Annotated in this window: 19 protein-coding genes; 10 read left to right on the top strand and 9 right to left on the bottom strand. The window is 37.1% G+C overall.

Going from position 1 to position 17,268, the window contains the following annotated elements; genetic code table 11:
• Positions 1–47: 47 nt before the first annotated feature.
• Both LVD15_RS00420 and LVD15_RS00415 read right to left on the bottom strand, forming a co-directional pair.
• Entirely contained in the window at positions 48–860 is an 813-nt protein-coding gene (locus LVD15_RS00420; RefSeq protein WP_233778336.1) for an SDR family oxidoreductase, read from the bottom strand.
• A gap of 81 nt (positions 861–941) precedes the next feature.
• Positions 942–1,838 (bottom strand): helix-turn-helix domain-containing protein, encoded by an 897-nt coding sequence (locus LVD15_RS00415; RefSeq protein ID WP_233778335.1) that lies wholly within the window; start codon positions 1,836–1,838, stop codon positions 942–944.
• Positions 1,839–2,043: 205 nt separating this feature from the next.
• Between LVD15_RS00415 and LVD15_RS00410 the strand changes: the two genes are divergently transcribed.
• From LVD15_RS00410 to LVD15_RS00395, 4 genes are all read left to right on the top strand, one after another.
• On the top strand, positions 2,044–2,964 hold the full coding sequence (locus LVD15_RS00410) for an AraC family transcriptional regulator (RefSeq protein WP_233778334.1): 921 nt from the start codon (positions 2,044–2,046) through the stop codon (positions 2,962–2,964).
• 98 nt (positions 2,965–3,062) lie between these two features.
• Positions 3,063–3,803 carry an SDR family oxidoreductase gene (locus tag LVD15_RS00405; RefSeq protein ID WP_233778333.1) on the top strand — a complete coding sequence of 247 codons (741 nt, stop codon included), beginning with the start codon at positions 3,063–3,065 and terminating at the stop codon, positions 3,801–3,803.
• Positions 3,804–3,906: 103 nt separating this feature from the next.
• On the top strand, positions 3,907–4,653 hold the full coding sequence (locus LVD15_RS00400) for an SDR family oxidoreductase (protein ID WP_233778332.1): 747 nt from the start codon (positions 3,907–3,909) through the stop codon (positions 4,651–4,653).
• A 22-nt stretch (positions 4,654–4,675) separates the two neighbouring features.
• Entirely contained in the window at positions 4,676–5,413 is a 738-nt protein-coding gene (locus LVD15_RS00395; RefSeq protein ID WP_233778331.1) for an SDR family oxidoreductase, read from the top strand.
• 226 nt (positions 5,414–5,639) lie between these two features.
• Here the strand turns inward: LVD15_RS00395 and LVD15_RS00390 are convergent, their stop codons facing one another.
• Complete coding sequence (locus LVD15_RS00390; RefSeq protein WP_233778330.1) at positions 5,640–5,954, bottom strand: DUF1348 family protein; 315 nt, start codon at positions 5,952–5,954, stop codon at positions 5,640–5,642.
• The gene (locus LVD15_RS00385; RefSeq protein ID WP_233778329.1) at positions 5,911–6,057 is read right to left on the bottom strand and encodes a TetR/AcrR family transcriptional regulator; all 147 of its coding nucleotides are present in this window, start codon (positions 6,055–6,057) and stop codon (positions 5,911–5,913) included. Before LVD15_RS00385 ends, LVD15_RS00390 begins: the two co-directional genes overlap by 44 nt.
• A 230-nt stretch (positions 6,058–6,287) precedes the next feature.
• Here LVD15_RS00385 and LVD15_RS00380 point away from each other — a divergent pair, with 230 nt between their 5' ends.
• The gene (locus tag LVD15_RS00380) at positions 6,288–6,665 is read left to right on the top strand and encodes a DUF1304 domain-containing protein (RefSeq protein WP_233780919.1); all 378 of its coding nucleotides are present in this window, start codon (positions 6,288–6,290) and stop codon (positions 6,663–6,665) included.
• 154 nt (positions 6,666–6,819) lie between these two features.
• Here the strand turns inward: LVD15_RS00380 and LVD15_RS00375 are convergent, their stop codons facing one another.
• Positions 6,820–7,746, bottom strand: coding sequence for a helix-turn-helix domain-containing protein (locus tag LVD15_RS00375; RefSeq protein ID WP_233778328.1), 927 nt, complete (start codon positions 7,744–7,746; stop codon positions 6,820–6,822).
• 80 nt (positions 7,747–7,826) lie between these two features.
• The gene (locus LVD15_RS00370) at positions 7,827–8,702 is read right to left on the bottom strand and encodes an SDR family oxidoreductase (RefSeq protein ID WP_233778327.1); all 876 of its coding nucleotides are present in this window, start codon (positions 8,700–8,702) and stop codon (positions 7,827–7,829) included.
• Between the two features lie 323 nt (positions 8,703–9,025).
• Here LVD15_RS00370 and LVD15_RS00365 point away from each other — a divergent pair, with 323 nt between their 5' ends.
• From LVD15_RS00365 to LVD15_RS00355, 3 genes are all read left to right on the top strand, one after another.
• Entirely contained in the window at positions 9,026–10,159 is a 1,134-nt protein-coding gene (locus tag LVD15_RS00365; RefSeq protein ID WP_233778326.1) for a M48 family metallopeptidase, read from the top strand.
• A 125-nt stretch (positions 10,160–10,284) separates the two neighbouring features.
• Entirely contained in the window at positions 10,285–10,854 is a 570-nt protein-coding gene (locus LVD15_RS00360; RefSeq protein WP_233778325.1) for a hypothetical protein, read from the top strand.
• A 93-nt stretch (positions 10,855–10,947) separates the two neighbouring features.
• Positions 10,948–11,460 (top strand): hypothetical protein, encoded by a 513-nt coding sequence (locus LVD15_RS00355; protein WP_233778324.1) that lies wholly within the window; start codon positions 10,948–10,950, stop codon positions 11,458–11,460.
• A gap of 207 nt (positions 11,461–11,667) precedes the next feature.
• Here LVD15_RS00355 and LVD15_RS00350 read toward each other — a convergent pair whose 3' ends face one another.
• From LVD15_RS00350 to LVD15_RS00340, 3 genes are all read right to left on the bottom strand, one after another.
• Entirely contained in the window at positions 11,668–12,021 is a 354-nt protein-coding gene (locus tag LVD15_RS00350) for a hypothetical protein (RefSeq protein WP_233778323.1), read from the bottom strand.
• A gap of 71 nt (positions 12,022–12,092) precedes the next feature.
• Positions 12,093–13,343 carry a metallophosphoesterase gene (locus LVD15_RS00345; protein ID WP_233778322.1) on the bottom strand — a complete coding sequence of 417 codons (1,251 nt, stop codon included), beginning with the start codon at positions 13,341–13,343 and terminating at the stop codon, positions 12,093–12,095.
• Positions 13,344–13,432: 89 nt separating this feature from the next.
• On the bottom strand, positions 13,433–14,743 hold the full coding sequence (locus LVD15_RS00340; RefSeq protein ID WP_233778321.1) for a beta/gamma crystallin family protein: 1,311 nt from the start codon (positions 14,741–14,743) through the stop codon (positions 13,433–13,435).
• Between the two features lie 270 nt (positions 14,744–15,013).
• Here LVD15_RS00340 and LVD15_RS00335 point away from each other — a divergent pair, with 270 nt between their 5' ends.
• Together LVD15_RS00335 and LVD15_RS00330 are read left to right on the top strand one after the other, a co-directional pair.
• On the top strand, positions 15,014–16,858 hold the full coding sequence (locus LVD15_RS00335) for a DUF3858 domain-containing protein (RefSeq protein ID WP_233778320.1): 1,845 nt from the start codon (positions 15,014–15,016) through the stop codon (positions 16,856–16,858).
• Positions 16,858–17,235, top strand: a complete 378-nt coding sequence (locus LVD15_RS00330) for a hypothetical protein (RefSeq protein WP_233778319.1) — start codon at positions 16,858–16,860, stop codon at positions 17,233–17,235. Before LVD15_RS00335 ends, LVD15_RS00330 begins: the two co-directional genes overlap by 1 nt.
• The last annotated feature ends 33 nt before the right edge of the window (positions 17,236–17,268 follow it).

Below are 17,268 nucleotides of genomic sequence, written 5' to 3'. Positions count from 1 at the left end.
CAATGTGACTTAAAATTTACCTTTTAAAGGTAGCTTGTTAAAGCTGATTATTCACCAAAAAAGGTTTTGTCTAAATCTTTGTGAAATTCTTCAGCTCCTAATTCTAAACGTTTGTTGTAGTCACCATTAGCAACTGATCCTACTAGATAACGCAATTGGTTTTTCCCGTCAGTAGCAGCCTCATAAATAACTTCAGAAACAGTTTCTGCAGGAGCAAGATTATCTAAGACAGCATCGCTAAAGAATATATTTTTGAAGCTGTCAAAAATATCGTCATAAGCAGCGTGTTCCGGAATAACCAAAGAACGTCCTGTGAAATCAGTTTTTGTAGGGCCGGGTTGAACCGTTTTTATCTGTATGCCTAACTGATTTAATTCAAAAGCTAAGCTTTCGGTAAAACCTTCAATAGCCCATTTTGTAGTATGGTACAATGAAAAGAAAGGATATGCCACTAAGCCACCAATGGAAGAGATTGTAATAAATACACCACTTTTGTTTTCTCTGAAATGAGGGATGAATTCTTTTGTTAACTTTATAACCCCTACCAGGTTAGTGTTTACCACTTGCTCTATTTCCTGTTCTGTAGTGCCTTCTAAAGCTCCCACTGTTCCGTAACCCGCGTTGTTTAGTACAACATCAATTTTACCTAACGAAACTGCTTTTGCTACAGTGGTTTTGATTTGTTCTGAATTAGTAACGTCTAAAGGTAATACGGTAACGTTATCTAGCTGTGTTAATTCGGTCTCTTTTTCAGGGTTTCGCATAGTAGCAATTACGTTCCATCCTTTTTGTTGGAAGTATTTTGCGGTTCTTTTTCCTATTCCTGAAGAAGTTCCTGTAATAAAAATTGTTTTTGCCATTTTTCTGAAAATTTTGTTGTACAAAGGTAGAATGGTGGCACATCAGATTTTAAACAAAAATCAATCTCAATAGTACGAGAATCAATCAATTCTAAATTGGCTTGGAGTTATTTCGGCATGCTTCTTAAAGAAGTTATGAAAATGGGTGGGTTCTTTAAATCCCAATGCAAAAGCAATTTCTGAGATATCTTTATTGGTGTGCTTAAGTAAAATTTTAGCTTCAACTAACATTCTCTCTTGTATTATAATGGAGGTGGACTTGTTTAAAACCTCTTTTAAGGCCTTGTTTAAATGATTAACATGAACTGATAGCTTATCGGCAAATTCTGAGGCTGACCGTAAGGGAACTATCCTGGCATCTTCAACGGGAAACTGACGCTCTAATAGCTCTAAAAACTGAGTAGATATCTTTTGAGAAGCGTTTGTGTGGTTTTTTGTGTCTGTTTTTTGAGGTTGTAGTTTTTCAGCATGGTATAACAGTTCAAATACCAGCATTCGCATTTTATCATATTTATGTTTATTGTCAGAAGTCCACTCTGAGATCATTTCTGAAAAGACCTGTTCTGCCCAGCTGGTTTGCTCGTCTGTTAGTTCTATAATAGGAGTACCTTCAGGCTGAAAAGAAGAATAATTTAAAGGATTTCCAAAATGATGGAAGAAATTCTCTGTAAAAACGCATGAAAACCCACTTTGGTCGTTGTTTATTTGTTCCCAATTATAGGGTACCTGTGGGTTGGCAAATAGCAATGCTTGTTTTTTAATTTTAATACTTTTGTCTGAATAATGAACTTTATTCTTTCCCTTGATCAAACTGATTTTAAAATAACCCCTTCGGCTATAAGGAATAGGTTTTATGCTACATCCTGTTAAATCATCAAAAGCAAACACATTAAAATGTCCTATTACATTTTGCAGAGGTTTAGGAGTGGTTTTTAATCGCTGCTTATAAAAATCGTCTAATGATTCAATGTGGTTCATTTAACAAAGATACGAAATTCAAATAATAAGCATGTGCTTTTTATTTCAGGTAAGCACAGATGGATAGCTGTATTATAATAAAGGAGCTGTAGGAAAGGATGTCAATCAGGTAAAATAAACCAACTAGACGGAAGTAGGCTGCACCAAGCTAGTAAAATTTATATGTTAAATTCGGTTTTCATAGCTAAACCAAAGAGAAGAATTAATGACGGATCTTAATAGTATTGAAAATTTACATGAGTTCTACGAGAAAATGGGGATAACGCAAACTCCAAATAGCTCGGTAAATGGATTTACGATCCATCATGTTCAGGATTCTATCAGAAAACTACCATATAGAACACAAAGTTTTAGGCCGAATTACTATAATTTTCTTTTTAGCAAAGATGGAGATGGAAGTTATACCATAGATGATCATGCCTTCCCGGTAAAGAACAGGACTGTATATTTTACTAACCCAGGTAATTTCAGAACTTTTGAGTGGACGCGGCTAACGGATGCTCGTCTTATTACTTTTGACGAGGCATTTTTGAAGGAATATACAGATAGCGACATCTTTGAGAAATTTCCATATTTATTAACTGAAACTGTTCGGCCCAGGGTGTTAACCCAAGATCAATTTGCTAGGGTGGAGCGGCTTTACAACCTGATAGAGCAAGAGTTTCTATCTCCTTCAGCGTTTCAAAATAAGGTTATAGGTAGTTTGTTAGTGGGTTTATTATGGATAATTAAGGAGTATTGTTACTTAGATTATAATCCTATTTATGAGGGTAATCGCAGCTCACAAATTGTAAAGGATTTTAAATTAAACGTAGAGCAATATTTTAAGGAAGTCTTGGAAGGTAGAATGGAACAACCTATGCGGGTACAATATTTTGCTGATCAGCAAAACCTGCATGTAAACTACCTTTCTAATGTTATTAGCAACAAAACAGGGAAGCCTATGCTATACTGGATTAATGAAAAAGCCATTTCTACGGCCAAAATTCTTCTCCAAAACCCTTCACTTAGTATTAAGGAGATATCTAACCAGATGGGTTTTTTAGAAAGCGCTCATTTTAGTAATTATTTCAAAAAACAAAGCGGAGATAGCCCGGCTACTTACCGTAAAAACTATCTTTTTTAACTCACCTTAGATATTTGCAAGTCTTCCTTAATTATTCGCATCAGCCATGCTGATTACTATGGTCATCTTTGTAATATCAAATTTAAACAATAATAAAGATGAGTACACTAACCAATAAAGTAGCCGTAGTTACAGGATCTTCAAAAGGAATAGGCGCAGCCATTGCGCTAAGACTAGCGGATGCAGGAGCAAAAGTAGTAATTAATTATAATGGTAATAAAGAGGCAGCGGAGGAAGTGCTTGATTCCATTAAAGGAAAAGGTGGTGAAGCTGTTGTGATTCAGGCTGATGTGAGTAAAAGGGCTGATGTAACCCGTTTGTTTGATGAAGCGATTAGTCATTTTGGTAAAATTGACATATGGGTAAATAATGCAGGAGTGATGCTCAATGCCATGATTAAAGATTTGAGTGAAGATCAGTTTGAAAAGCAAATCGATATCAATTTCAAAGGTGTGTTCTATGCTTTGCAGGAAGCATCTACCAAATTAGCTGATAATGGAAGTATTATCAATCTATCTTCTACCGTAACACGTACTATTTTTCCTACTTATGGTGTTTATTCGGCTACCAAGGCTGCAGTAGAGCAATTGTCCAGGGTTTTTGCTAAGGAGATAGGTGCAAGAGGAATTAATGTTAATTGTGTGCTGCCCGGACCTACAGGTACCGATTTATTCCTTAAAGGAAAATCAGAAGAACTGATTGCGCAAATAGCCTCAAATAATGCTTATAAACGATTAGGTACACCAGAAGAAATAGCTCAAGTGGTAGCATTTTTAGCTACGGACGAAGCCAAATGGATTTCTGGTCAAAGCATTGGAGCTAATGGAGGCATGTCCTAATTTTTTTCATCTCTAATGGCGTTAGGTAATTATTCTCTCAAGCAACTAGCTTATTAAAATAGTTGCTTGAGAATATTTTGACGCGAATAAAATATCAATTAAAATGAAAATACTTCAGAATAAAGTAGCCATTGTCACGGGGTCTAGTCGTGGTTTAGGGAGAGCTGTTGCCGAAAGATATGCCTTCTTAGGGGCTAATATTATTATAAATTATACTAATAATAAGGCTGCTGCAGAGGAGGCTTTGCAGGTCATAAAGGCTCATGGTGTGGAGGCTATTGCTGTTCAGGCAGATATAAGCAAGCCGCATGAAGTAAAACGTCTATTTCAGGAAGCCAAAGCTGTTTTTGATCAAATAGATATTGTGGTGGCCAATGCTGGAATAGAGTTGGTAGATGTACCCGTAAATGACATTACTGAACAGCAATTTGAAAAATTGTTTAGCATTAATACCAAAGGAACATTTTTTACCTTGCAGGAAGCGGCAAAGCATGTTGCTGATGGAGGGCGCATTATTAATATATCTTCCAGTACTACTGAATATCCTTTTGAGGGGGTAGCGCTTTATGGAGGTAGTAAAACTGCACCTAAGTATTTCGTTGAGGTTTTGGCAAAGGAAATAGGACATCGTGGCGTTACTGTAAATTCTATCATACCCTATGCAGTAAGTGATGCAGGAATTTTTACGGATCATAACGAACCATCAATCGAATGGCTAATAGAGGCTAACCCTATGAAACGTATGGCTCATGTAGATGATGTGGCCAATGTAGCCGAATTTTTTGCCAGTGACTTATCTTCTTTTGTTAATGGCCAGCACCTATTAGTGAATGGTGGAGCCAGTCATTGATTTTAATTAAAGCTAATCAAAAATGAATATCAAAAATAACACAGTACTAGTAACAGGCGGCGGTAGTGGAATAGGGCTGGAAATAGCAAAATACTTTTATGATCATGGTAGTGAGGTGATTATTTGTGGCAGAAGGGCCGAAGTGCTGGAAGAGGCCAGGGGAGCTATGCCGAATCTGCATATCCTGGTGTGTGACTTGAGTAATGCAGAGGAACGAGTTCGGTTAGTTGAAAATATTTTGGTAGATTTCCCTCAATTAAATATTTTGGTGAATAACGCAGGGATGCAACAATTCATAAATCTCAATGAATTACACTCTGCGGAATGGGGATATTTACAGACAGAAATACAGATCAACCTGGAGGCGCCTATCCATCTAACTGCTTTATTATTAAGTCACTTGCGTGAAAAATCGAATGCTAATATTATTAACATAACCTCAGGTCTGGGTTTTGTGCCTTATGCAGCCGTGCCGATTTACAGTGCTACTAAAGCAGGGATTCATTCTTTTACACTTTCTTTAAGGCATCAACTCAAAAATTCGGGTATTGGAGTTCTTGAAATTATACCACCTGCAGTAAATACAGATTTGGGAGGCAAAGGCTTACATACTTATGGGGTAGATGTTAAAGAATTTACCCTTTCCGTAATGAATAGGTTAGTAAATGATGAAATGGAAGTGGGCTTTGGAAGCTCGGAAGAAGTTAGGTTTTTCGGTAAACCTGAAAATGAAACACGCTTTAAAAGGATGAATGGATGAGGTCATTATAATTATAAAAGTGAATTTGGGGCATATGAGGTGTCTCCTTGAGAAATATTGGTTATACCATAACTGTTTCACATTAGAGGCGCCCCCTCACTTTCATAAAAAGCCAATTCTATAAGTTCTGGTAGAATGGCAATTTCTACATACATAAAAAGGTAAAATATAATTACTTCGAGGCAAAATAAGTAGGTCGTAGCCTTCACTACGACCGATAGAGATATTATAAATACCTTTCATTTTCTGCCATTTCCAGATCATTTATACTGGCAAATCTTTTTGCCATCAGACCGTTTTCATCAAATTCCCAATTTTCGTTTCCGTAGGCTCTAAACCATTGACCATTCAGATTTCTGTATCCATATTCAAAGCGTACAGCTATTCTATTGTCAGAATGGCTCCAATATTCTTTCTTGAGTTTATAGTCTAATTCATTCTGCCATTTTTTGGACAGGAAGGCTGTAATTTCTTCCCGACCGTTAATGAATAGATTTCTATTTCTCCATTGACTGTCTACTGTATAAGCTAGCTTTAGCAACTTTGGCCTCTTTTATTATTTGATTTATGCCTGTGCTATTATACCCCTGTTGATGGAATAATTCTGATGTAACTTCTAAAATTCGTTCTCTTGGTGAGTTCATGGTTAATCATATTCAGCAGAAATACAGAATTATATACATACAGATAAGTCTGTCTGTTTCTTCAATCACTTACCATTTCCTTTACTATGCAGGTTTACACAACCTTTGGAGATCAATTATTAAATAGAGATTGGCAACTTATTGGTTATTTAAAAGTAATGCTTGTACATATATTAATTTATTCGTCTATCTTGATGTGATATATAATCAATTTAAGTACCTATTCAATGATAAACGTTATCGCACACCTGTTAACTGGTTTAGTGGCTCTAGAGCATTTGTATATTTTGTGGATTGAAATGTTTGCATGGGAAACTAAAGGAAGGAAGACTTTTAAGTCAATCCCAGGAGACTTATTTCCTAAAACTAAGGTATTAGCGGCCAATCAGGGACTTTATAACGGTTTTTTGGCTGCCGGCTTAATTTGGACTTTCTTCATTTCAGATATTCAGTGGGTGGTTAATGTTCGGTTATTCTTTTTGCTGTGCGTTGTAATTGCCGGAATATTTGGGGCGATTACAGCTAGCAAGAAAATATTTTTTGTACAGGCATTACCGGCTCTGCTAGCCCTTTTATTTGTTATAATTCTATTGTTTTCGATTGAATAAGATCGCTAAGACTTCGAAAGGTGAAATAGAACATACAAACCAAATTAGAAAGGGATATATTGAAACCATCATTGAGGTCTATAATGCCTAAAAAGCTTACCTCAATAATAATTCTTTTAAGGTTGTAACTTTCTGTTTGTCAATTTTTTATTAGTTAATTCTGTAAAAATGAATTCCTAAATTCCAGCGGAGATATGTTCGTTTTTTGTTTAAAAAACCGGCTAAAACTTTGAGAATGCTCAAAACCCAGATCATAGGCAATTTCACTTATTGAGCAGGGTGTGGTGGTGAGTTTTTCTTTTGCTTTTTCAATCAGCTTTTGGTGTATATGTTGTTGTGTACTCAGGCCGGTGAGTGATTTGAGTAATGAACTTAAATAGCTGGTAGTAAGATTAAGTTGATCAGAAACAAAATGAGGTGTAGGTAGGCCGTTTTCCAACAGATTGTTATTGCTGAAATAATTTTCAAGCAAGGTTTCTAATTGTTCTAATATTTGGTGGCTTGCCTTTTTTCTGGTAATAAATTGGCGTTGATAAAAACGTTCAGAATAATTGAGTAAGGTTTCTATTTGAGAAACTATAATGTTTTGGCTGAATTTATCAATATTATTAAGGTACTCCTGTTTAATATTTTGTACTATGCCATCAAGCATCTTTTCTTCCCTTTCAGAGAGAAATAAAGCCTCATTAGCAGCATACCCGAAAAAATCGTATTGTTTAATGTTTTTGGCTAAAGAGGTATTCCAAATAAAATCAGGATGTATGAGCAGCATCCAGCCAGAACGCGGGGGTGAGGCTCCTTTTATTCTTTCAAGTTTTAGTATCTGGTGTGGTGCCATAAATGACATTACCCCTTCATCATGGTCATAAGTATGCTGTCCGTATTTTAGCTTTACTGTAAGGCCTTTCTTTATAGAAATAAGGTAAAAATCAAAGAATAGTGCCTCACTCTCGTCGCTATCACGGGTTTGTATAGAAGCATAATCAATGAGGCTGATCAGTGGATGCTCTGGTGGTGGTAGTCGCCTCAGTTTATGAAACTCACTAATGCTTTTTACATGTATAGGGGCTTTGATTTTCATTATTTCAAATTTATGAAATGTTGGTGTTATAGTTAATCCTCCCTCAATTAGACTAATTGAAGGAGGATAATTATTTTAATTTAGAAATAGTTTTCATTCATGTCTTGCAATAAATCAATTTCGGAAGGTTGCCAGTTGAGTAGTTGACTCGTAATTACACAAGTTGCCGGGTTATCAAAACCAATAAATCTGCTCATCCATTCAAAGTGTTCAGTAACTTTTTCACCACTCACTGAGGTGGCGGCTAAATCTAATTTCTGGGCTATTAATTCAGCAATACTTTTTAGAGTAATTCCCTGATCTCCCACCGCGTTGTATACTGCACCTTTATGTGGCTTTTCTATTGCCAATCGGAAAAGCCTGGCGGCATCTAACCGGTGAACGGCCGGCCAAAGGTTGTTGCCATCTTCGGGGTATGCGGATATACCATTTTTCTTAGCTTGATTGATAATGAAAGGTATGAAACCCTGGTCTCCTTTACCGTGCACCGAAGGAGGGAGTCTAACCACTGAAGCATTGATTCCCTCTTCCGCAAGTGCTAATGTGGTAGGTTCAGAACTTCGTGGCCCATTCTGTAAAATGCTCTCTTCTGTAATATATCCATTGATGAGCGGTAAACCAAGTAAGCCACTGGTCACTACCAAAGGCTTGTTTGTGCCTTCTAATACTTCGCCAATGGCTTTAATGGCTTTTTGGTCAATATCACCTGCTTTTAAATATTGGCTAAAATCATGGATAAACGCAGTATGAATTACCCCATCAGCTTGTGATGCTCCTTGTTTTAAGCTCTCCAAATCTTTAAGGTCTCCTTTTAAAGGCTCAGCACCTGCATCACTTATTTTTATGGAAGATGCTTCGCTACGAGCCAAGCCAAGTACCTGATGACCTGAGTTGATCAACTCACTTACTACTGCAGACCCTATAAAACCTGAGGCTCCTGTTACAAATATTTTCATGCTGTTTGTGTTTTAAATTATAAGGCAAAGCTCATGATTGGCAGGGCAAGAGCAGTAACCGATTCAGCGCATGTTGTAACCAAAACGAGGGTGAATTGGGGAGTGGGTTATTAAAGTGTTACCCAAAGAAGCTTGTATTATTAGAACAGGAAGCTCAAATGAATACGGTGGTATCATTAACTCATTAAGGTTTAGTTTTAAATTAAATATTTAATTAATTATAAAAATTAAATTATTGATGCGAATTTATTATGTTGCAAATAAAAATAGAAAAATAATGTGATTGCTTTTTCTAAAGTGAATGATCAAATCAATAATTAAAAATGAATGCTAACATAGAAAAGGATTATAGAAAATGGATCTTATTTAATAATCAAATTGAAGATTTTCAAAATTTATATGAGCTATTCACCGCAGTGGAGTCCAGGCAAGGGAAAGGGGGTGTTTCCATAGAAATAGAAGATTCACCAGGTGATTTCCTAATGACCGTAGAGCAGGCTGGGTATGATCACACGCTGGGAATTATTGGAGAGGTAGAGAGGAAAGGGTTTTTAGACTATTTAGTTCAACACTATTTCCCAAATGAAGAAATAGAGGAATGGTATCAATCAAAAGTTCAGGAGAAGGAAAAATCTCATAATATCCATGTCTCATCTTCTGCTGTTAGAGCTGAGAACCTGGATTTTAAAGTGCATCCTAAAGAAAGGAGATACTATCAATGGCGAGTATTTTTTAGCTCATGCGTCTATTTGGCCATTTTAGCCATGTTGGTTATTACTTTTCTTCAATCAGCTATTTCTGGAGTAATGGCTGTAGTTGGGCTTATAGCTTTTATTCTGCTTTTTGGGTTATTAAAAAGGATTGGGCAGGGATTTTTTATAGGGTTAATACAAGGTAATTCTGTTAGACTGAACGAGAAGCAATACCCGGAAATCTATTTTATAGTTAAAGATCAATGTCAGAGAATAGGAATTAAAGAGATGCCAGATATATATGTGCTTCACGGACACTTTAATGCATTTGTAACAAAGCTTGCCCGCAACAAGCACTTGGTATTGTTTTCAGAAGTACTTGAAACTGCTTCTAAAGGAGATTTTGAAGTTTTAAAATTCGTAATTGGTCATGAACTAGGTCATATAAAAAGACAACATCTGAACCATGAATTTTTTCTTGCACCATCGGCAATAATACCTTTTCTTAAGTTAGCACATTCCAGAGCTTGTGAATATACTTGTGATAGAATAGGGTTCCATTTTTCAGCTATAGGTTCAGTTGAAGGGATTTTAATTCTGGCTACAGGAAAAGAAATTTATTCAAAAATCAATACCAGCCAGTTTATAGAAGACTCAAAGGATAATAATAATTTTTGGGTTTGGCTAAGTGAAAAGTTTTTAAGCCACCCTCATATTTATAAAAGAATGGGGGCAATTAAAAACTATGCTGATAGAGGGTATTGAGACCATACAGCTTAGATAGTATTTCGGGAATTATTACTTTAATACAGTTATGAGCGTGTCTAGTGGATAAGCAGGCATACTATGGCCGGAAATAGCTGAACCCAATCTACTAGACTATATTTTTGATGCATAGAATCATAATCGTATTTTTCATTTTCTTAGTTTCTTGCGGGCATAATAGAGATGAAGTTGAATCAGTAAACCAGAACCTGATAATAGCCTTAATAGAAAAGTGTATTTTGGCGGATTCTCTTAATTATCATGGGTTTATTGATTCAGAATTACAGCATTATGAATATTATGAATTAGAATTCACGGATAAGGGAATAAGCTATCCACCTCCACAAGGATCTCAATGGTTGAATGAAACAACTATTGTAGAACAATTAGAAGAGCCTCAGTATTTTGATGATTCAGTTACCAGACAATACCTAAAGAGTCAAATCATAAATTCTAAAAAGATTGTTAATAAGGTGAATTTGAGCTCATTAGGAGATGACAAACTTGGCGTAAAGTTTCAGAATGATGAGAGCTGGTATATCTTTTATTTACCTATTTTTAATGCTGACTCTTCAGCGGTATATGTACAATACGATTATTTTGATAGTGGCTATGAAGAGGGTAAAGCTGCTATATTCTTGAAAAATAATAAACAATGGGAGTACACAAAGTTTATATTAAGATGGATGAGGTGAAGCTAAGTCGGCCTACTCATAAATTTCATTGTACACAGTTTTAGATGCAATAACACTTAAGTTCAATTATTTTTTAATACCCAGAGGCCAAATATGATTATAGGGGATAAGTCAACCTTTGCATTTGATATAGACGATAAAGAAATAGGCGCTAAAATTTTAACAGTAGATATTGTTATAGATAATCAATATGTGTGTTATGCAGATAATTCTGCTTACGTGCCGCAGTTAATAGCAAGTATGCAAGGAGATGTTGAGCGGATTCTTCAAAAGGATTGGAGTAAATATGTGCAATATTTCGAAAGAAAAAGTATTACTGAAATTTATGAATTTATATTTCGTACACGAATACCTGAAACGGATGAATATGACATAGAGGACGATAATATTTACCCATTCTATAATTTTTTAAATTGGGGACCAACTACTGATAACCTTAGTTGTTTTATCATACCTCACCATGATAGCTTCTTTTTAACGTATCAATTTTTGGATACAGAGCATTTGATTGCATCAGGAAAAGCAGCTATTCAAAGTATTCCTGTTAATCTTAGTGATTTAGTGTCAATAATTAATGAAGCAATAGCCGTCCTGAAACAAAAATAAGTGTGAGTTGATCAAGTGTTGCATCTTGAAGGCTACATACTACTCATAGGTATAATCGCTAATTTTTATGTTGAAAGATTATAGCTCTACCGTAATTAAATTACGATTTTAATAAATTCAGATTGTTGAATTATCGATGGCGTTACAAATGCCGTAAAGGCAGGTGATCAGATAATAAAGATCAGGCCGAAATACCTCCAACCTAAATTAATCCTCCTCCCGCTCCGCCTTCTTTTTCTCTATATATTCATCCATTCTGGAGAGTAGGCGCCACCATTCTGTGCCGTCATGGCGGATGTCTCTTATGGCTCCGGCGCGAACCAGGATTTTTCTCAATTCATCATCTTCAAACCCACCTAAGCGTTTTTTTAGGGTCTCAAAGGAGCGATCTGTGTATGATTTGTGGCTCAGGAAATGTCGGGCGGTGGTTTCGGCCATGAAATCGGTCTTATCTGCTTCTCGTCTTATTTTTAAGTCGTGAGAGAACTTTTGCCTTTGCAGAAAGTAGGATATCAGACCTCCTAAAATGGTGCCCAGTAAAGTGAAAATCGCCGTTTGCATATAAAGTTAATTTTAAACGATCCAATTTAAAAGGTCTGATGGCATTATCCAATTACATTTTTTTAAAAGCCTTATTTTTCAATAATAAACTCATCTACAACATCACCTTTTTCAGTGCTAATGGCCTTAGCTTTTAATTTTCTGCCTTCAATGCTCAGCTGTAGATAAGCCCAGAGATGGTTGGCCTTCGCTACCAGGTTCGGGTGTCGGCAATGCTCAGGATCAGGGGTGAATGGTTTCGGGTCGGAACCTATGCCTCTTAGCTTCCCGCCGCTGCCCACGGTTATGCTTATAAATCCGCTTGGGTTGGCGTAGGTCGCTGTTTTGCCAATGTATTGCGATATTGGTTCCCCTTGTCCGTTCATAGGGTTGAGCCTTTCATAAGTATGCGCATGGCCATTGAGCACCAGGTCTACTTTCGCTTCTTCAAAAATAGGGTAGAGGGCTATTACATTTTCATAATCTTGCTTGTATGTGCATGATTTGCCGTTATGATGGAGAAAAACAATGGTCCATTCGGTGTCTTTAGCACGTTTTTGTAAATCATTTTTGAACCATTCTACTTGTTCTTCATAATCATAGAAGTCGCCAATTTTAGAATCTAAGCCTATGAAATGGGTTTTTCCATAATCAAAGCTATAATAATGCTCGTTGTTAGGGAGTTTCCACTCTTTAGTGAAGTCATCAGGTAGCTGCCAATCATGGTTGCCCAGCAAGGCATAGGTAGGCACATAAGGAAACACTTTAGTGAAATATTGAAAAAGGTTTTGGTCATAGCGTTGGCTGGAGCCGTCAGGGTAAACAATATCGCCTAACAGCAGACCGAAAGCTAATGAGTCTTTGTGCGGTTCCAGGGCTTTAGCCAGCACATCGGGTGTGCCACCTTCATCTACAGGCTCACCTATATCTCCCACAGCAAAAAAGGTGAAAGCAGTGTCTTTTTTGGTTAATGGAGAGCGGAACCAAAACTTTTCATCTGGTAATTGCTCCTGCTTATTAGTAAATATTTTATACTCATATTTTTTATTTGGAAGCAGGTGATGCAGCACCACTTCGTTTTCAATGGCTGCCGTGTTAGTAGCTCGGGTGATGCCTGTGGCTTGCTGCCATTTTTCCTGGTCAGCAGATCGGTATTCTACATGACAAACCTCTCCGCTGTCTGTTCGCCAAAGTATGGTAAGGCTGTCTTTAAAAGCGCACTGCAAATAGGGGCTTCGTAGTAGTGTAGCTTGTGATAGTTCCTTTTTAGGGGAAGAACAATATGCACAAAGCCATGCGGCTGTGGTGATAAGAAAGAGGTTGAATACGAGTGATCTTGTCATGTGTGTAAATAAGAGAGTTTCATAAAACCTTTTGCCTTCACAACAAATTACGGTTTTATGAAACTCTATGGGGTTATATGTTTAAAAATTTAATTATGCATTACTCTTACGGAGCTAAGTTCATCATTCCAGCCCTGGTTGCCCAGGCAGCCTTCATTAGAGGTTTTGGTTATTGAGCTTCCAGAGAAGTTGTTATCCCAATATAAAACTACCTTGTAGCCATTTTCTACTCTTAAGGAAGATACATCATCATTAGAAATGCCTCTGCTTTCCAGCTGGCTTAGGGTATAATCACCCACAGGCAATGATACTGCATAGCCCCTGTAGTTGCAGTCCTCATATAAAGTAGCTACTCCACCACCATTGGGGTTGTAAGTATTGCTGGTGTATATATGAGATATGTTACTGATGCCTTCAAAATAGTTGTCAAAAAGCTTTGCAGGGTCAGTGGCCATTTCTCCTCCATTTACAATTCCGTCGTTACCATCATTCCAGGCCCAGGGTGCATTGGCTCCTCCATCTTTAAAATTGTTACCTCTGAAATCTCCACCGGCATCATAAAATAAGGCCGTATTGTTTCGTTGTGCCCATAAACCATTGCTTTCAAATATATTCACGAGTTTATACTCTACATGATTATCATATTCATCAGCAGGCTTTTCAGCTATGTCATTCATAGAAGGGTAGTAAATAATGCCATCTCCGTTGATATCATACTGGGGCCAGGCTTTTAACCCATGACCTTTAGCTTCTTGAGCAGTAACGGGGTGCATTTCACCATTATAGTTAGCGAACTGTAGCGTGCCATCAATATTTTCATGGCCATTAGTCAGCGGGCTGCCCGAAGGGGTGAAAGAAAAGAAGTCTGAGTGACTCACGGTTACAGCGCCTCGTAATGCTCCATAAGTGCTGCCATCTTTTTCTATCATCATTAATATACCTTCCAGGTCATTTTCATGCTGATCAAGGTAATAGAGCAAGGCTATGTCCGTCCAATCTCTGGGGTGGAAAAAGGCATAAATGATATACCAGTGGGTGGAGGTCTCCACTACAGAGTAGTACACATGTGCATAAAGGTCATTTCCGTAGGTAGACAAATTCTCCCAGTTGTTTTCTGCATTCCAGTCACCATCATAATTAATGGCTGTGATGTAGTCAGACTTGCCATTTTCAGCGTAAGTACCGGTCACGTCTACATCCATATAATGAATGGGAGCCCATCTTTTTACCAGGGCATCAGCTGAAGTTCTGGCTTGGGTGCTGGTGACCACAGCTTGTTCTGCGGTAGCTTTTTCATCGGTCATTTCTTCTATAATATGATCTTTACAGCTCATAAATAAAGTAAAATATAAGGCAATAATGGCCTTGCTGAATAACGATGTACGTTTCAGTGTTTTCATTTGGTTTAGTTTAATTAAATGTTTTGTCTACTTAGAATAGGCCTTTTCCTGAGTAGTCGTAAACATTCGGGTTTGAGATTGATCTATCCACGTGGTACTTGGTGCCGAAATTAATCACGCCTTTTATGGTAGCCAAAGAAGCCGGGTTAACGGATTGTTAAAAGATTATTTCAGCTTCTTAATAATGGCGATTAAATGATTCTTGCTATTTTTATTGATTTAATTATCAAAATTAGATAATTAGCATTGTCGTTTGTTTAGTCTGGTTTTATGAAAATTTTTATACCAATAGTCTTAATTTTTTGCTGGCATAATAGTGTGGGGCAAGCAGGAGCTATTTTGCTTCAAAGCCATACTGAAATTTATGTTAAGCGCAACAATACGCTTGATGTACGGGAGACCTACCTGTATGAGATCAAGAGTAGGCACTATACTAATGAAGGTAAAATAAGCATCCCTTATACAAAGGGAAACACCAAATTACTGACTGCAGAAATACAGGACTTGCAAGGGAATACAATCCGTAAATTGAAGAACAAGGATCTTATTATTCATAATTATTTTTCGTCAGATGCTTTTCATGCTGATGACATGGTCATGGAATTTGATCTTATATGGCATGAATTTCCGTATCGCATAAAGTATAGCTATGAATACTCAATGCGAGATTATCTATATGTCGCTTATTGGTCAGCCTATAAAAAGCCGAGCTTACCAGTTAAAAAGGCCATGCTTACTATTCATTATCCTGTTGATTTTGAATTGTATATGAATTATGATGATGAGATTAAGCATGAATCTAGCGATGGTGAAGAGGAACGGGTGGACCATTGGGAGATAGAAGACCTGGAAGAGATAGATGACGTCGAAGCCTTTGGGCCTCCAAAAGATGAGTTGCTGCCTATGGTGGAGATAGTTCCCGCGGAGTTTGATTATGAGGTGAAAGGATCACTAAAAACCTGGACGGAATTTGGGCAGTGGATAAATGACTTAAATGAAGGGCTGGAAGAGCTTACTTTTACAGAGAAGAATAAAATAGCTCAGCTGATAGAAGGAGTGAATGACAAGAAGGAGATAGTGAAAATATTATATCACTACCTGCAAGATAACACCCGCTATATCAATGTAGATATTGATTTTGGAGGCATGAAGCCTTACCCTGCCACTTATGTTTGTGAAAACAAGTATGGTGATTGTAAAGCGCTTACTAATTATATGAAAGCGATGCTGTCATTTGTTAACATACCGTCTTATTATACTTTAGTTTCAGCGGGAGTCAATCAGGAGCGGGTGAATAAAGCGTTTCCTAGTCAGCAATTTAATCATGTTATTTTAATGGTGCCGCTGGCAGGTGATACCATTTGGTTAGAAAACACCTCTAAAATTGATGCTTTTAATCATCTGGGTACTTTTACACAAAACCGATATGCTTTTATGGTAGATGGTGCCAATAGCCAGTTTGTAAAAACTCCTGCCTTAAAAGCCGAGGATTGTCTCACTGTAGATAAATACCATTATACCATTGATGCACATGGCAATGGAAATTTGAAGCTGGAAAGAGAGCTAAAAGGCACTTTGTTTGAAGATTACCTTTACATGAAGGTAAATTATACTAAGGATGATCTTCATGATTACTTTAGTGAGTACCTGAATATACCGAAATCAGAGCTTATCCAGTGGCATTTTGATTCTGTGGCCAGAGATGACGATCATTTATCAATTGATCTTGATTTTAAAGTACGCGATCAGTTTCATCATGTAGCCGGTATGAAGGTGCTTAGCCCTAATATTTTTAATATGGATCTGGAAAAGCCAGATGAAAGAAAGTCTCCAATAAGAATCAATTATCCTATTAATAATATTGATTCTATTATTTATGAGATTGATGACCTGGAAAAATACGCTTTGGAGTTGCCGTCAACATTTGAGCTCAGTTCCAGATTTGGCAATTTTCAGTTATCGTGCTTTCGTGAAAACAATAAGGTAATTTATGTCAGGAAGTTCGAGTTATACATGGCAGACTATCCACTGTCTGATTACAAGGAATTTTACAATTTCATTAATACAATTAAAGCCTTTAAAAAGGGCTCATCCACTATTTTAACCCCTCTATAATGAGAATATTATTGATAATTTTTATGGCAGTTATAATGCCAGCTTGGGTGTGGGCGCAGGAGCAGAAGTTTTCAAGAGAATTCACTGAAGTTGGTGATTTGGAAATGGACATGGAGACCTATGATAAAGATCCTGAAGCGGAAGCTGTGATCTTGTTTGATTTAGGCCTTTCGGAATTTCTGGATGATACTTACAACATTAAGTTTGTGCGTACTAAAAGGATCAAGATTTTAAAGCCTTCAGGTACGGATTATGCCACCGTGAGAATTCCTTATTACGAAGATGGATACGGGAAAACAGAAGTGGTGAGAAACATAGAGGCTTACACTTACAATAAGGAAAATGGGCAGATTGTGAAAAAAGGAGCTCAACCCTAAAACCATCTATGAAGAAAAGATCAACGAACGATG

The sequence above is a fragment of the Fulvivirga maritima genome, from assembly GCF_021389955.1.
GTDB lineage: Bacteria > Bacteroidota > Bacteroidia > Cytophagales > Cyclobacteriaceae > Fulvivirga > Fulvivirga maritima.
This window is presented reverse-complemented; position numbering and strand designations above follow the sequence as displayed.

Bases quoted from the DNA above. Each gene is read 5' to 3' on its own strand.
- LVD15_RS00345 (WP_233778322.1), bottom strand. From the start codon at position 13,343: ATGACAAGATCACTCGTATTCAACCTCTTTCTTATCACCACAGCCGCA.
- LVD15_RS00340 (WP_233778321.1), bottom strand. From the start codon at position 14,743: ATGAAAACACTGAAACGTACATCGTTATTCAGCAAGGCCATTATTGCC.
- LVD15_RS00360 (WP_233778325.1), top strand. From the start codon at position 10,285: ATGCATAGAATCATAATCGTATTTTTCATTTTCTTAGTTTCTTGCGGG.
- LVD15_RS00365 (WP_233778326.1), top strand. From the start codon at position 9,026: ATGAATGCTAACATAGAAAAGGATTATAGAAAATGGATCTTATTTAAT.
- LVD15_RS00350 (WP_233778323.1), bottom strand. From the start codon at position 12,021: ATGCAAACGGCGATTTTCACTTTACTGGGCACCATTTTAGGAGGTCTG.
- LVD15_RS00370 (WP_233778327.1), bottom strand. From the start codon at position 8,702: ATGAAAATATTTGTAACAGGAGCCTCAGGTTTTATAGGGTCTGCAGTA.
- LVD15_RS00335 (WP_233778320.1), top strand. From the start codon at position 15,014: ATGAAAATTTTTATACCAATAGTCTTAATTTTTTGCTGGCATAATAGT.
- LVD15_RS00395 (WP_233778331.1), top strand. From the start codon at position 4,676: ATGAATATCAAAAATAACACAGTACTAGTAACAGGCGGCGGTAGTGGA.
- LVD15_RS00410 (WP_233778334.1), top strand. From the start codon at position 2,044: ATGACGGATCTTAATAGTATTGAAAATTTACATGAGTTCTACGAGAAA.
- LVD15_RS00375 (WP_233778328.1), bottom strand. From the start codon at position 7,746: ATGAAAATCAAAGCCCCTATACATGTAAAAAGCATTAGTGAGTTTCAT.
- LVD15_RS00400 (WP_233778332.1), top strand. From the start codon at position 3,907: ATGAAAATACTTCAGAATAAAGTAGCCATTGTCACGGGGTCTAGTCGT.
- LVD15_RS00330 (WP_233778319.1), top strand. From the start codon at position 16,858: ATGAGAATATTATTGATAATTTTTATGGCAGTTATAATGCCAGCTTGG.
- LVD15_RS00385 (WP_233778329.1), bottom strand. From the start codon at position 6,057: ATGAACTCACCAAGAGAACGAATTTTAGAAGTTACATCAGAATTATTC.
- LVD15_RS00420 (WP_233778336.1), bottom strand. From the start codon at position 860: ATGGCAAAAACAATTTTTATTACAGGAACTTCTTCAGGAATAGGAAAA.
- LVD15_RS00355 (WP_233778324.1), top strand. From the start codon at position 10,948: ATGATTATAGGGGATAAGTCAACCTTTGCATTTGATATAGACGATAAA.
- LVD15_RS00415 (WP_233778335.1), bottom strand. From the start codon at position 1,838: ATGAACCACATTGAATCATTAGACGATTTTTATAAGCAGCGATTAAAA.
- LVD15_RS00405 (WP_233778333.1), top strand. From the start codon at position 3,063: ATGAGTACACTAACCAATAAAGTAGCCGTAGTTACAGGATCTTCAAAA.